Here is a 13,203-nt window from a genome sequence, read left to right as displayed (position 1 = left end):
GATCGAATTGAAAATTAAACGATTTTTTGCAAAAGATATGCGAACGGCGCTGCTCCAAGTTAAAGAAGAACTTGGCTCAGAGGCGGTGATCATGTCTAACAAAAAGGTCGCAGGTGGCGTGGAAATTGTTGCCGCTATTGATGGCGAATCTAGCCCTTCAACAGCAAGCCAGAGACTAAATAAACCTCAGCAGCCTGCACAAAGCCAATATACGCAAATGGCCGCGCCCGCAGCTCCTGCAGGGCGACGTCAACTAGACGATGACAAGGTTAGCCTGCAGTCGAATGCTGAAGGTGGACGCTCAATGACTAAGCGCTTTGCGAATATGCTAAAACAATACAGTCATGGCGCCGAGGATGAACCACAACATCGTGCTGAAAATGAAGATTCATTGTCAGCATTGCTTAATCGCCAATCAAGCACTCATAGTCATCAGACTCAAAGCAATCTGCAGTCTCATGGCCATCAGCAGTCTCACGGTAACCAACAGTCTCACGGCAATCTTGATTCAGCATTTGCTCGTGAAACAGGTTTGTCTAAGTTGATTGCTGAAGACCGCAGAGTCGAGCGTCCGGCACCTCGCTTGGATCCTACTCGTTATGATCGCGGTCGTGAGAACACTCACTCGAAAGGCTCTGATTCTGAAATGGAAACGATGCGCGAAGAGATGACCTCAATTCGTCGTCTGTTAGAACATCAAGTATCTGGATTAATGTGGCAAGAAGTTGAGCGTCGTGAACCGCTCAGAGCGATGCTTATTAAGCGCCTTGAGCGTATGGGTGTTTCTGCAGAGCTGGCCGATCAGATGGCTTGTTACATTCCTGAAGATACCAAACCAGCGCGTGCATGGAAGGCTTTGTTAGCACTGGTTGCTGACCAAATCTCTGTCACTCAGAAAGATATTTTAAAACGCGGCGGTATTGTGGCTCTACTTGGCCCAACCGGTGTGGGTAAAACGACAACTGTTGCAAAGCTAGCGGCACGCGCTGCCATGGAATATGGCGCAGATAACGTCGCACTAGTGACAACTGACACATATCGTATAGGTGCACATGAGCAGTTATCGATCTATGGTCGAATTATGGGTTGTCCTGTAAGAGTTGCTAAAGATTCTAGCGAACTGGCCGATGTAATATATCAGTTACGTAATCGTCGCCTGATTCTGGTCGATACTGCAGGCATGGGACAACGAGATGTTCGCCTATCTGAGCAGTTAGACACATTGATGCAAGAGAGTGGTTCCGTTATCAATAGCTACCTTGTGTTGCCTGCAACTGCACAACGCAAAGTGCTACAAGAAACAATTGAACACTTTAGAAGAATCCCGTTGTCGGGATGCATCATGACTAAATTGGATGAATCCCTCAGTCTTGGTGAATTCATCAGTGTCGTAATACAAAATGCATTACCAGTTGCTTACATAGCAAATGGTCAACGAGTTCCTGAAGATATCGTTATAGCTCAGCCAAAGTACATGATTGCTAAGGCTAATGAGTTATTAGAAAAATCTACAGAGAATGAACCTCATTACTGGAATAGCGATTCTGAAGGGCTCTAGGCGGCGGATAAATATGAATGAAAATATGATACATGATCAAGCTAGCGGCCTCCGTCGCTTAACCAAGCCTTCACTCACAAAAGTTATCGCTGTCACCGGTGGTAAGGGAGGCGTTGGTAAATCCAATGTGACGTTAGGTATGGCTATTTGCATGGCGCGCCAAGGCAAAAAAGTCATGGTGTTAGATGCCGATTTAGGGCTAGCTAACGTCGATATCATGCTGGGTATTCGTTCTAAACGAAACCTTGGGCATGTGTTGGCTGGCGAATGTGAACTTAAGGATGCGATTGTCGAAGGGCCGCACGGAATTAAAATTATTCCAGCGACATCGGGCACACAAAGCATGACTGAACTTTCACACGCACAGCATGCTGGTTTGATTCGCGCATTTGGTTCGCTTGAAGACGAGATGGATATCTTGTTGGTTGATACCGCTGCCGGAATTTCGGACATGGTGATCAGTTTCTCAAGAGCGGCGCAAGACGTGGTTGTTGTGGTATGTGATGAACCTACCTCAATCACAGATGCATATGCTTTGATTAAGCTTTTGAGCAGAGAGCACCAAGTTCAGCGATTCAAAGTTGTTGCAAATATGGTCAGAAGCTACCGAGAAGGCCGAGAATTATTTGCAAAGTTGACTTTGGTCACAGAGCGCTTCTTGAATGTGAGCCTCGAACTCGTAGCATGTATTCCTTTAGATGATAAAGTACGTCAATCAGTCAAGAGACAGAAGATCGTAGTAGATGCGTATCCTCGCTCTCCAGCTGCGTTGGCAATCAGCTCTTTGGCTAATAAAGCATTGACCTGGCCAATACCAAAAACACCAAGTGGGCACTTGGAGTTCTTTGTTGAAAGGCTGCTGAATCGTACTGAATTTATAGAGGAACCATTTGGTGAATAAAGCGCTTACTTACGACCAACATGCTAATCACAATAGCCAACAGGCTTTTTTTGAGAAGTATTCTGTGTTGGTTAAACGTATCGCTCATCACTTGTTGGGGCGATTACCGCCTAATGTATTGGTTGATGACTTAATTCAAGCTGGCATGATCGGCTTGATTGAAGCGCAACAAAACTATGATGGTACCAAAGGCGCAAGCTTTGAGACGTATGCTGGTATTCGGATTCGTGGGGCAATGTTGGATGACATTCGCCGCGGGGACTGGGTACCGAGATCGGTTCATAAAAACAATCGAGAAATCAGCAGTGCAATCGCGGAATTAGAGGGTATCCTCAACCGCGACCCGAGTGATGCCGAAGTGGCAAAACATATGGGACTCACTTTGGAGCAGTACCACAGTGCTTTAACTGATATTAATTGCTCAAGACTGGTTGGGATCGAAGATTTAGGCGTCTCAGATGATGTAATATCTCCGAATGAAGACTCTCAAGATAACACGCCTTTTCAAGGGGTTGCTGATGAGTCATTCCGCCAAGCTCTGATCGACTCGATAAAACAACTTCCGGAAAGAGAAGGCCTTGTGCTTTCGCTTTATTACGACGAAGAACTCAATTTAAAAGAGATTGGGGAAGTGCTAGGTGTCAGCGAATCTCGTGTCAGCCAAATACTGAGCCAATCTATGCAGCGTTTACGCACTAAGTTAAGTGCTTGGACACAGAACGACTAACAACACTGATCCTATTCAGTGGAGGCTAATTTGAACAAAAACATGAAAATTCTCATTGTTGATGATTTTTCAACGATGCGCCGAATTGTTAAAAACCTACTTCGCGATTTAGGTTTCAACAACACTCAAGAAGCAGACGATGGCTTGACCGCGTTACCTATGCTGAAAAAAGGCGAATTTGATTTCGTGGTAACTGACTGGAACATGCCAGGCATGCAAGGTATTGACTTGCTTAAACACATTCGCGCAGATGCAGAACTTAAGCACCTTCCAGTGCTTATGATCACAGCAGAAGCGAAGCGTGAGCAGATCATCGAAGCAGCGCAAGCGGGTGTTAATGGTTACATTGTGAAGCCTTTCACTGCTGCAACGCTGAAAGAGAAACTTGATAAGATTTTTGATCGCTTATAAGCATCAATAAGTTTTAGGTACTTCTAGATAAACGCTGACTGATAAGTTATCTGTTTATCTCGATAGCCTAAGCGCACAAAGTATGCGGAGTAAGGCCGAACTCAGGATGATTTCATTAGAACAAGCAAAAAAATTAGTAGAGCTGCTTGAGAACGATGAGCAGCAAGATGCTGATTCTCTTGTTAGAAGCATTTATGAAGATAATTTTAGTCTTCAAGACAATCCAATGCTTCAAGAAATAGGAAGTCTGACTCGCGACCTCCATGACTCTTTGACTCAATTTAATTTCGATGAGCGCATTAGCGTTATCGCAAATGACGAAATCCCCGATGCAAGGGACCGCCTTCAGTATGTCATTGATAAAACGGAAGTTGCGGCAAATAAGACGATGGACGCTGTCGATCGCTGTATGCCAATTGCAGACAACCTACACGAGTGTTTACTTCAAGTAAGGCCTCAATGGAATGAACTGATGCATGGCCGCATTGAGCTGGCACAATTTAAAGCTTTATGTCACCGCATTGATGGATTGCTTGTCCAAGTAGAGGGCGATAGTACCGAACTACGTGGACAACTGACTGAAATCTTGATGGCTCAGGATTTCCAAGATTTAACTGGGCAGATAATTAGCAAAGTTATTACCTTGGTGAATGAGGTTGAAGGACGCTTAGTTGAGATTCTCACCGTATTTGGTGCGAATCAGACTGAGCCAACTCCAAAATCAGAGAAGAAAGCATCGATTGCTCCAGAAGGGCCAATCATGAATCCAGAAGAGCGCGAAGACGCTGTTGCTTCTCAGGATGAAGTCGACGATTTGTTATCCAGTCTTGGATTTTAAAGGTAACGTATGAGCTACGATTTAGACGAAGATATTCTTCAGGACTTTTTAGTCGAAGCAGGAGAGATCCTTGAACTTCTATCAGAGCAACTGGTAGAGCTTGAGAATAACCCTGACGACAAAGACCTATTAAATGCTATTTTCCGTGGTTTCCATACAGTAAAAGGTGGTGCTGGTTTCTTAGCATTAACTGAGCTGGTGGATACTTGTCATGGTGCCGAGAATGTGTTCGACATTCTACGAAACGGTCAGCGCAGCGTAACATCAGGCTTGATGGATACTATGCTGCAGGCGTTAGATACTGTTAATACACAGTTCCAAGCCGTGCAAGATCAGGAGCCTTTAGTACCAGCAGACCAAGCTTTATTGGATGAACTTCACCGCCTCTGCAAACCAGAATCAGCGGATGAAGTTGCACCAGTAGAAGCGCCAGCACCTGTTATCCCAGAGCCTGTCGTTACAGCCCCTGAACCGGTTGTCGAAAGTTCAAGCATCAGTGCCTCATCTGTGGATGATATCTCTGAAGACGAGTTTGAGCGCCTGCTTGATGAACTTCACGGTAAAGGTGGTTCACCAACAGCACCTTCTGCACCCACACCGCCGCCAGCACCAGTTGCACCTCAGCCTGTTGCTGACAGTGGTGATATTACTGATGACGAATTTGAGAAGTTGTTGGATGAATTGCACGGCGCGGGTAACAGCCCGACAGCGGCAAGTTCAACGCCTCCTCCACCGCCAGCGCCTCCGGCAGCACCTGTTTCGGCGATGTCTGAAGGCGATGACCTGATGACTGACGAAGAGTTCGAGAAGTTACTGGACCAATTGCATGGTTCAGGTAACGGACCTTCGATTGAAGAGCTCGATGCTGCGACTAAGCCTGCAGAAGTGAAGTCTGCGGCAGTTGCACCACAAGCTGCGCCTAAGCCTGCTGCTCCGGTTGTGGTTAAAGAAGAACCGAAACCTAGTGCTCCAGCAAAAACTGAAGTTAAAGCGCCAGCGAAGAAGCAGCAAGCTGAAGCTACAGTTCGTGTCGATACATCAACACTGGATACCATCATGAACATGGTGGGTGAACTGGTATTGGTGCGTAACCGACTTGTCAGTCTTGGCCTAAACAGCAATGACGAAGAAATGTCGAAAGCTGTCTCTAACTTAGATGTTGTTACTGCAGACCTACAAGGCGCGGTAATGAAGACTCGTATGCAGCCGATCAAGAAAGTATTTGGTCGCTTCCCACGAGTTGTCCGTGACCTTGCGCGTAGCTTGAAGAAAGACATCGTTCTTGAAATGCGTGGCGAAGAAACTGACCTTGATAAAAACTTGGTAGAAGCACTTGCTGATCCCCTGATTCACTTGGTGAGAAACTCTGTCGACCATGGTATCGAAATGCCGAACGACCGTGTTGCTGCGGGTAAATCACAAACGGGTAAAGTGATTCTGTCTGCCTCTCAAGAAGGTGATCACATTGAGCTGGCTATCGTTGATGACGGTGGCGGTATGGACCCTGATAAGCTTCGTGCTATTGCGGTCAAACGTGGCCTGATGGATGAAGATGCAGCGTCTCGTTTATCAAATAAAGAGTGTTTCAACCTGATTTTTGCTCCTGGCTTCTCAAGCAAAGAGCAGATCTCGGATATCTCTGGTCGTGGTGTAGGTATGGACGTTGTGAAAACGGCGATCAACACACTGAACGGCTCTATTGATATTGATTCAGAAATGGGACAAGGCACCAAGATCACCATCAAGGTTCCACTAACCCTAGCTATTCTACCAACCTTGATGGTCGGTGTTGCGGGTCACCCATTTGCATTGCCATTGGCATCGGTTAACGAGATCTTCCACCTAGACTTAAGCCGCACAAATGTGGTTGATGGTCAGCTAACGATCATCGTTCGCGATAAGTCTATTCCGTTGTTCTACTTGCAAAACTGGCTTGCTCCTAAAGCGGGTATTGTTGAACTGCGTAAAGGGCACGGCCATGTTGTTATCGTACAACTTGGTAGCCAACGAGTTGGTTTTGTTGTCGATACGCTTATCGGTCAAGAAGAAGTCGTGATCAAGCCACTTGATAAGCTTCTGCAAGGCACGCCAGGAATGGCAGGCGCGACAATTACAAGTGACGGACACATTGCATTGATTCTAGATGTGCCGGACTTGTTGAAGCAGTACGCAGCTGCGTCAAGAATTTAATTTAAGGATAAATATGGCGATTAAAGTATTAGTCGTTGATGATTCGAGTTTCTTTCGTCGTCGCGTTAGCGAGATTATCAACTCAGAGGCTCGCCTAGAAGTCATTGATGTAGCAGTAAACGGTAAAGAAGCCGTTGAGAAAGCGAAACAGCTAAGACCTGACGTAATCACGATGGACATTGAAATGCCTGTCATGGACGGCATCACTGCCGTTCGTGAGATCATGGCCGCGTCTCCAACGCCTATTTTGATGTTTTCATCGTTAACGCATGATGGAGCGAGAGCAACGTTAGATGCATTAGATGCAGGTGCTCTCGACTTCCTACCTAAGAAGTTTGAAGACATCGCACGTAACCGCGATGATGCGGTTGCATTGCTTCAACAGCGTGTGATTCAGATTGCTGCAAAGCGTGCGTTTATGCGTCGTGCTCCTATTGCACCGAGAGCGACAGCAACGACTTCAACATCTACGCCATTACGCCAACCGATTTCAACAGCAGCTGCGACTTCGACAGCGAAGCCAGCGGTTGCATCAACGGCAAAATTCAGAGCGTCAGGTAAGAAATATCAATTAACGGCAATTGGTACGTCGACTGGTGGCCCGGTTGCGCTACAGAAGATTTTGACGCGCATCCCTGCTAACTATCCACATCCGATTGTGTTAGTTCAGCATATGCCAGCAACATTCACAGCTGCTTTTGCTAGTCGATTGAACACCTTGTGTAAGATTGAAGTCCGTGAAGCGCAAGACGGTGATGTGTTGAAACCAGGAGTGGCGTATCTTGCTCCGGGTGGTAAACAGATGATGGTTGATGGCCGTGCAGGGTCTGCACGTCTAAGAATTATCGATGGCGGCGACCGAATGAATTACAAGCCTTGTGTGGATGTCACATTTGGCTCTGCAGCGAAGATCTACGGTGACAAAGTGTTGTCTATGATACTGACCGGTATGGGCGCAGATGGTCGAGAAGGTTCGCGTATGTTGAAAACCGCGGGCTCGACGATTTGGGCACAAGACGAAGATAGTTGTGTTGTATATGGTATGCCTCAAGCTGTAGCAAAAGCTGGCATTTCTACTGAAGACCTACCTCTCGACCGCATCGCGGAAAGGATTTTGGTTGAAGTTGGGTTAGCTTAGGTAAATCGAAATGATTGTTTGGAGTGTTGCAAACCAAAAAGGTGGTGTTGGTAAAACGACCACGACCGTGACTCTAGCAGGTTTACTTGCGTTGAAGGGGCACCGTGTTCTGTTGGTTGATACTGACCCACATGCATCACTGACCACCTATCTGGGTTACGACTCAGATACGGTGGAATCGAGCCTGTTTGATTTGTTTCAGTTGCGTGAGTTTAACGCGCAGACAGTAAGACCTTTGCTTTTACAAACGGAAGTTGAAGGTATCGATATTATTCCTGCGCACATGTCTTTGGCCACATTAGACCGTGTAATGGGAAATCGAAGCGGCATGGGGTTGATCTTGAAGCGCGCTTTGGCCGCTTTGAAAGGTGACTATGACTATGTGTTGATCGATTGCCCGCCAATTCTGGGTGTGATGATGGTCAATGCATTGGCTGCGAGTGACCGTATATTGATTCCGGTACAGACTGAGTTTTTGGCGATGAAGGGCTTAGAGCGCATGATTCGCACTTTGACCATCATGCAGAAGTCTCGCAAAACACCGTTTAAGGTGACGATTGTCCCTACCATGTACGACAAACGAACCAAAGCCTCACTGCAAACATTAACGCAGCTCAAAGATGATTATCCAAACCAAGTTTGGACGTCTGCTGTGCCGATAGATACTAAGTTTCGAGATGCGAGCCTAAAACGCCTACCAGCATCTCATTTTGCATCGGGTAGCCGTGGTGTATTTGCTTATAAACAGTTGCTTATTTATCTCGAAAGGTTGGCGATAAATGAGCGCGAATAAAGAATCAGTATTGGCGCAGCCAAGTCTCTCCAGTGAACAAGCACTGGATGACTACTTTACTGCGTTATTAGGCGATGAAAGCTTTGAATCTGACGATTTTTTTGTTGACGAGTCGAGCGACGAATCACAATCTGAAGAGCCAGAGCCAGAGCCAGAGCCAGAGCCAGAGCCAGAGCCAGAGCCAGAGCCAGAGCCAGAGCGCCAATTTTCGAGTCACCACTCAAGTTACGCAGAAATACGCGCGGCTGAGTTTGAGGTTCCTAACCTTGAGGATGTTCAGAAGCTACTGAGTCGTTTAGAGGCGACCAATGTTGTTGATGAACTGAACCTTGATGAGTTGATGGATCAGAACACCCAGAAAATCGCCCAGCAAGCAGATATGCAAATGTTTGATGCCGCGGTTGAATCTGTTCAGGTGTTTGAAGAGCCAGAGATTCAAGATTGGAATCTTCCACAACCTGATTTATCAATTGCTGCAGAGCCACTGGTTGAAACGCAGCAATTTGAAGAGTTACAAGCTGAATCGCTGGAGATGGAACAAGTAGAAGTTAAGGCTGTTGAACCTGAACTTGACGTCCCTAAGCCCGAGACAGTTATTGAACCTGAAACTCAAGCAGGAGGTGCTGACCAGTTTACCTCTTGGGAAAGTACGGTTCGCACAGAAGACTTTCAAGTTTTGTATTTTGATGTAAACGGCGTGACCTTTGCGGTGCCACTTGATGAGCTTGGCGGCATCCATCGCCTTGAAGAGTTAAGCCATATCATTGGTAAGCCAGCTTGGTATTTAGGTTTACAAACCGACCGTGATAGTCAGCTAGATGTGGTCGACACCGCAAAATGGGTGATGTCTGAGAAACTATCGAGTGACGAATACAAAGAAAACTATCAATATATAGTGATGCTTGGAGAGAGCTTGTGGGGGCTTGCAGGTACCGAGTTAAAAGGCACCGAGCTACTTAATACAGATAAAGTACGTTGGCGAGAAATGGCAGGGAAACGCCCATGGCTCGCTGGTATGGTAAAAGAAAAAATGTGTGCTTTGATCCATGTTGAAGCATTAATCGCCATGCTAAACGCAGGGCTAGATGTAAAAGCATTAAGCTAGTCATAAGCATTAGGCTAACAATAAGCGTCAAGTTAATAATAGTGGTCGGTAACGACGGCAAGAGGATTATCTATGTCTCATATGAGTGAAGTTGAAGTAAGAAAAGATCCAACCAATGATGAAGTACTTCAATGGGTGACATTCCAGCTAGAAGAAGAAACTTACGGCATCAATGTAATGCAAGTACGTGAAGTACTGCGTTACAGTGAAATTGCTCCTGTACCGGGTGCTCCAGACTACGTTCTAGGTATTATCAACCTGCGTGGTAATGTTGTTACTGTTATCGACACTCGTTCTCGCTTTGGTTTGATGCAAGGTGAAATCACAGATAACACTCGTATCATCGTTATTGAATCTGAGCGTCAAGTTATTGGCATTCTAGTAGATAGCGTTGCTGAAGTGGTTTACCTACGTTCTTCTGAAATCGACACAACGCCAAGTGTTGGCACTGACGAAAGTGCTAAGTTCATTCAAGGTGTCAGTAACCGTGATGGCAAGCTGCTTATCTTAGTAGATCTAAACAAACTACTAAGCGAAGACGAATGGGATGAGATGGCTCACCTGTAATGTTTGAAGCGCTTCCTTTAACCCCTGTTGCTCTGATTGCAGGAGTAGGGGTTTTTACGTTATTCATCCTGATTTTGATTAGCAAAGTAAAACGTGCGATTCAAAAGCAGCTCGATCAGTCACGCCTGCAAGTTCGTAACTTGGACAAAGAGCTTCAAAAATCGAGTAAGCAATTACTTGAGGTTCGCTCGGTTGTGGTTGGCCTTGGCCAAAAAGTAACTGAACAGCAAGATCTGATAAAGCACTTGAATGAGCGTATTGTTGAGTTGGAACATGCTGACACTGACGGCCGCTTATACACGCGTGCGACAAAAATGGTTCAGCTTGGTGCCGGGATAAACGAACTGATTGAAGAGTGTGAACTACCTAAAGCGGAAGCTGAGCTAATGATGTCTCTACAGAATAAGCTCGCGGGTAAGGAGAAAATCCCTTCGTTGAGAAGTAACCCTTCATCGTACGATGATCAACCCGATGCCTCTCGCGATCGCAGAGATCCGTCTCGACGTCGTTAAATTGAGCGCTTAATTCGTATTGAACAATTGATGTTTATTACGTATTCCTTTTAAAAGAAGCTTCGGCTTCTTTTTTTATGCCTGTTCTATCTATATAGAACGATGTTTATAAGTGCTTGTATCTAAGGCAATATCTTGTTTGTTGATGAAAATGTGTAAATTGTGATGCGGTGGTAACAGTTTCTTACCGACTTTGTTCTATCGAAAACGCCTAGTCCTGTTTTGTCACCATGTTGGTGTGCTACTATAGCCCTCTCATTACTCGACTAAATTTACCTATGCTAGAAGTCTCAAATTTAACTGCTATTCGTGACGACAGGGTTCTATTTGAATCGTTGTCTTTTCAATTGAAACCAGGTGAACTGGTTCAGGTTGAAGGTCGTAACGGTACCGGGAAAACGACACTCCTTAGGATTATTACTGGCTTAGGTGATCGCGATGACGGCACTATCTCTTGGGATGGTGAGTCTATCGAATCGAGTCGAGACGTGTATCATCAAAATTTGCTTTTTCTTGGTCACCAAACTGGTGTGAAGCGCGAGCTAAGTGCCTATGAGAACCTGAGTTTCTATCAGTCGATTCACAGTGGTGGTGCGAGCAAAGAAGAGCTTTACCACGCGTTGGCTCAAGTCGGGCTTGCGGGCAGAGAAGACGTACCTGCGGGGCAACTTTCAGCGGGGCAACAGCGCCGAGTCGCATTGGCTCGTCTTTGGTTGAGTAAGCAAATGTTGTGGATTCTCGATGAACCGCTGACTGCGATTGATAAGCAGGGCGTGAAAGTTCTCGAATCTCTTTTTTCTCAGCATGCAGACAACGGTGGCATTGTGTTATTAACCACGCACCAAGATATGTTTGCTGATAGCCCGAAACTAAGAAAAATAAAGTTGGGTGAGTAATATGATCTCTTCTATGACCACGATTATCCGACGTGAGCTGCTTATCGCATTCCGACGTCAAGCGGATATCTTTAACCCTCTGTGGTTCTTCATCATTGTTATCACGCTTTTCCCTTTAAGTATCGGCCCTGAGCCAAACCTACTTGCACGTATTGCTGCGGGTATTGTTTGGGTGGCCGCTTTGCTCTCGGCATTGCTCTCTTTAGAGCGCCTTTTCCGCGATGATTTTCAAGATGGTGCCCTTGAGCAGATGATGCTGATGCCCATCCCGTTGCAGTTGGTAGTCTTGTCCAAGGTCATAGCACACTGGTTGTTGACCGGGTTACCATTGATTTTAATCAGCCCATTGTTAGCTGTTTTGTTGTCTTTAGATTTTGATACATGGCTCTCAGTTGTGTTGACCTTGCTGGTAGGTACACCCGCATTGAGCTTTATTGGTGCGATTGGTGTTGCGTTGACCGTTGGGTTACAGAAGGGCGGAGTCCTATTAAGCCTGTTAATTCTGCCGCTTTACATCCCCATTTTGATTTTCGCGACGTCAGCTATTGACGCTGCGGCATTGGGCATTGCATACAACGGTCAGTTGGCGGTGCTTGGGGCGATGTTAATGGGGGCGATGACTCTGACACCTTTTGCGATCAGTGCCGCACTTAGAGTGAGTGTGAACTGATAAGGGTTCCGTTATCGTATAGCTAATGTGAACCAAACGTGTCGATTGGACTCATAGAGTCAGTAAAACTGAAAGCAAGACAAATAAAATTATTATAATTATAGCTTTAATAGCTGTAAGCAATATGAAGTAAGAGTGAGATTACAACATGTGGAAATGGCTCCATCCCTATGCCAAAGCAGAAACCTCTTATCAGCTTGCTGGTAAACTTTTGCCATGGTTTTCGATCCTAGCGCTATTGTGTCTATCCGTCGGTACCGTGTGGGGGCTTGCATTTGCGCCTTCAGATTACCAACAAGGTGATAGTTTCAGAATCATCTACATCCATGTTCCGTCTGCCATCTGGTCGATGGGCGTTTACATGTCGATGGCGATTGCTGCCTTTATCGGTTTGGTATGGCAGGTGAGACTATCTGATATGGCCGCATTGGCGATGGCGCCGATTGGTGCTGTATTTACCTTCATTGCACTGCTAACCGGTGCGGTTTGGGGTAAACCAATGTGGGGTGCTTGGTGGGTTTGGGATGCACGTTTAACCTCAGAGCTGATTCTTCTATTCTTATACTTGGGTGTGATTGCACTTCACCACGCATTTGATGACCAAAAAACAGCCGCTAAAGCAGCAGGCATTTTGGCAATCGTTGGTGTCATCAACCTACCTATCATTCACTTTTCCGTAGAGTGGTGGAACACACTTCACCAAGGCGCGACGATCACTAAATTCGACAAGCCTTCTATATCAAGTGACATGCTATGGCCGCTTCTTCTTAACATCTTCGGCTTCGCCTTTTTCTTTGGTGCTGTGACTATGGTTCGTTTCCGTAACGAAATCATCAGTAAAGAGAGTCACCGTCCATGGGTTCGCAAGCTTGCGGCCGAAAAAGCGTAGTAGGGTAG

Annotated in this window: 14 protein-coding genes; all 14 read left to right on the top strand. The window is 46.0% G+C overall.

Going from position 1 to position 13,203, the window contains the following annotated elements; translation table 11 throughout:
- Positions 1-7 precede the first annotated feature (7 nt).
- The 14 genes from flhF to CWO13_RS19720 all read left to right on the top strand — a co-directional run bounded on the left by flhF (position 8) and on the right by CWO13_RS19720 (position 13,195).
- On the top strand, positions 8-1,558 hold the full coding sequence (gene flhF, locus CWO13_RS19785) for a flagellar biosynthesis protein FlhF (RefSeq protein ID WP_108083423.1): 1,551 nt from the start codon (positions 8-10) through the stop codon (positions 1,556-1,558).
- 13 nt (positions 1,559-1,571) lie between these two features.
- Positions 1,572-2,459 (top strand): MinD/ParA family protein, encoded by an 888-nt coding sequence (locus CWO13_RS19780; protein ID WP_048661509.1) that lies wholly within the window; start codon positions 1,572-1,574, stop codon positions 2,457-2,459.
- Complete coding sequence (locus CWO13_RS19775; protein ID WP_048661508.1) at positions 2,452-3,186, top strand: RNA polymerase sigma factor FliA; 735 nt, start codon at positions 2,452-2,454, stop codon at positions 3,184-3,186. Before CWO13_RS19780 ends, CWO13_RS19775 begins: the two co-directional genes overlap by 8 nt.
- A 42-nt stretch (positions 3,187-3,228) precedes the next feature.
- Positions 3,229-3,597: a chemotaxis response regulator CheY gene (cheY, locus tag CWO13_RS19770; protein ID WP_016767062.1), complete on the top strand. Its 369-nt coding sequence runs from the start codon at positions 3,229-3,231 to the stop codon at positions 3,595-3,597.
- A gap of 106 nt (positions 3,598-3,703) precedes the next feature.
- Positions 3,704-4,435 (top strand): protein phosphatase CheZ, encoded by a 732-nt coding sequence (locus CWO13_RS19765; protein ID WP_048661507.1) that lies wholly within the window; start codon positions 3,704-3,706, stop codon positions 4,433-4,435.
- Positions 4,436-4,444: 9 nt separating this feature from the next.
- Positions 4,445-6,625 (top strand): chemotaxis protein CheA, encoded by a 2,181-nt coding sequence (locus CWO13_RS19760; protein ID WP_048664304.1) that lies wholly within the window; start codon positions 4,445-4,447, stop codon positions 6,623-6,625.
- 13 nt (positions 6,626-6,638) lie between these two features.
- Complete coding sequence (locus tag CWO13_RS19755) at positions 6,639-7,763, top strand: protein-glutamate methylesterase/protein-glutamine glutaminase (protein ID WP_048616090.1); 1,125 nt, start codon at positions 6,639-6,641, stop codon at positions 7,761-7,763.
- Positions 7,764-7,773: 10 nt separating this feature from the next.
- Entirely contained in the window at positions 7,774-8,556 is a 783-nt protein-coding gene (locus CWO13_RS19750; RefSeq protein ID WP_048661505.1) for a ParA family protein, read from the top strand.
- Positions 8,543-9,661 (top strand): chemotaxis protein CheW, encoded by a 1,119-nt coding sequence (locus tag CWO13_RS19745; protein ID WP_108083422.1) that lies wholly within the window; start codon positions 8,543-8,545, stop codon positions 9,659-9,661. The genes CWO13_RS19750 and CWO13_RS19745 overlap by 14 nt, the downstream gene beginning before the upstream one ends.
- 72 nt (positions 9,662-9,733) lie before the next feature.
- The gene (locus CWO13_RS19740) at positions 9,734-10,228 is read left to right on the top strand and encodes a chemotaxis protein CheW (protein ID WP_017056895.1); all 495 of its coding nucleotides are present in this window, start codon (positions 9,734-9,736) and stop codon (positions 10,226-10,228) included.
- Positions 10,228-10,740, top strand: coding sequence for a DUF2802 domain-containing protein (locus CWO13_RS19735; protein ID WP_048661503.1), 513 nt, complete (start codon positions 10,228-10,230; stop codon positions 10,738-10,740). The genes CWO13_RS19740 and CWO13_RS19735 overlap by 1 nt, the downstream gene beginning before the upstream one ends.
- A 278-nt stretch (positions 10,741-11,018) precedes the next feature.
- Positions 11,019-11,636 carry a cytochrome c biogenesis heme-transporting ATPase CcmA gene (gene ccmA / locus CWO13_RS19730; RefSeq protein ID WP_108083434.1) on the top strand — a complete coding sequence of 206 codons (618 nt, stop codon included), beginning with the start codon at positions 11,019-11,021 and terminating at the stop codon, positions 11,634-11,636.
- Position 11,637: 1 nt separating this feature from the next.
- Positions 11,638-12,306: a heme exporter protein CcmB gene (ccmB, locus tag CWO13_RS19725; protein WP_108083421.1), complete on the top strand. Its 669-nt coding sequence runs from the start codon at positions 11,638-11,640 to the stop codon at positions 12,304-12,306.
- A 148-nt stretch (positions 12,307-12,454) separates the two neighbouring features.
- Complete coding sequence (locus CWO13_RS19720; RefSeq protein ID WP_017064107.1) at positions 12,455-13,195, top strand: heme ABC transporter permease; 741 nt, start codon at positions 12,455-12,457, stop codon at positions 13,193-13,195.
- Positions 13,196-13,203 lie beyond the last annotated feature (8 nt).

This window comes from Vibrio sp. ZF 223, from assembly GCF_003050585.1.
GTDB classification, from domain to species: Bacteria; Pseudomonadota; Gammaproteobacteria; order Enterobacterales; family Vibrionaceae; genus Vibrio; species Vibrio crassostreae.
The sequence above is the reverse complement of the archived record's forward strand: the minus strand, read 5'-3'. Positions and strand labels throughout refer to the sequence as shown.

Excerpts from the sequence above, each read along its gene's own strand:
- CWO13_RS19780 (WP_048661509.1), top strand. The coding sequence starts at position 1,572 with ATGAATGAAAATATGATACATGATCAAGCTAGCGGCCTCCGTCGCTTA.
- cheY (WP_016767062.1), top strand. The coding sequence starts at position 3,229 with ATGAAAATTCTCATTGTTGATGATTTTTCAACGATGCGCCGAATTGTT.
- CWO13_RS19765 (WP_048661507.1), top strand. The coding sequence starts at position 3,704 with ATGATTTCATTAGAACAAGCAAAAAAATTAGTAGAGCTGCTTGAGAAC.
- CWO13_RS19760 (WP_048664304.1), top strand. The coding sequence starts at position 4,445 with ATGAGCTACGATTTAGACGAAGATATTCTTCAGGACTTTTTAGTCGAA.
- CWO13_RS19755 (WP_048616090.1), top strand. The coding sequence starts at position 6,639 with ATGGCGATTAAAGTATTAGTCGTTGATGATTCGAGTTTCTTTCGTCGT.
- CWO13_RS19750 (WP_048661505.1), top strand. The coding sequence starts at position 7,774 with ATGATTGTTTGGAGTGTTGCAAACCAAAAAGGTGGTGTTGGTAAAACG.
- CWO13_RS19745 (WP_108083422.1), top strand. The coding sequence starts at position 8,543 with ATGAGCGCGAATAAAGAATCAGTATTGGCGCAGCCAAGTCTCTCCAGT.
- CWO13_RS19740 (WP_017056895.1), top strand. The coding sequence starts at position 9,734 with ATGTCTCATATGAGTGAAGTTGAAGTAAGAAAAGATCCAACCAATGAT.
- CWO13_RS19735 (WP_048661503.1), top strand. The coding sequence starts at position 10,228 with ATGTTTGAAGCGCTTCCTTTAACCCCTGTTGCTCTGATTGCAGGAGTA.
- ccmA (WP_108083434.1), top strand. The coding sequence starts at position 11,019 with ATGCTAGAAGTCTCAAATTTAACTGCTATTCGTGACGACAGGGTTCTA.
- ccmB (WP_108083421.1), top strand. The coding sequence starts at position 11,638 with ATGATCTCTTCTATGACCACGATTATCCGACGTGAGCTGCTTATCGCA.
- CWO13_RS19720 (WP_017064107.1), top strand. The coding sequence starts at position 12,455 with ATGTGGAAATGGCTCCATCCCTATGCCAAAGCAGAAACCTCTTATCAG.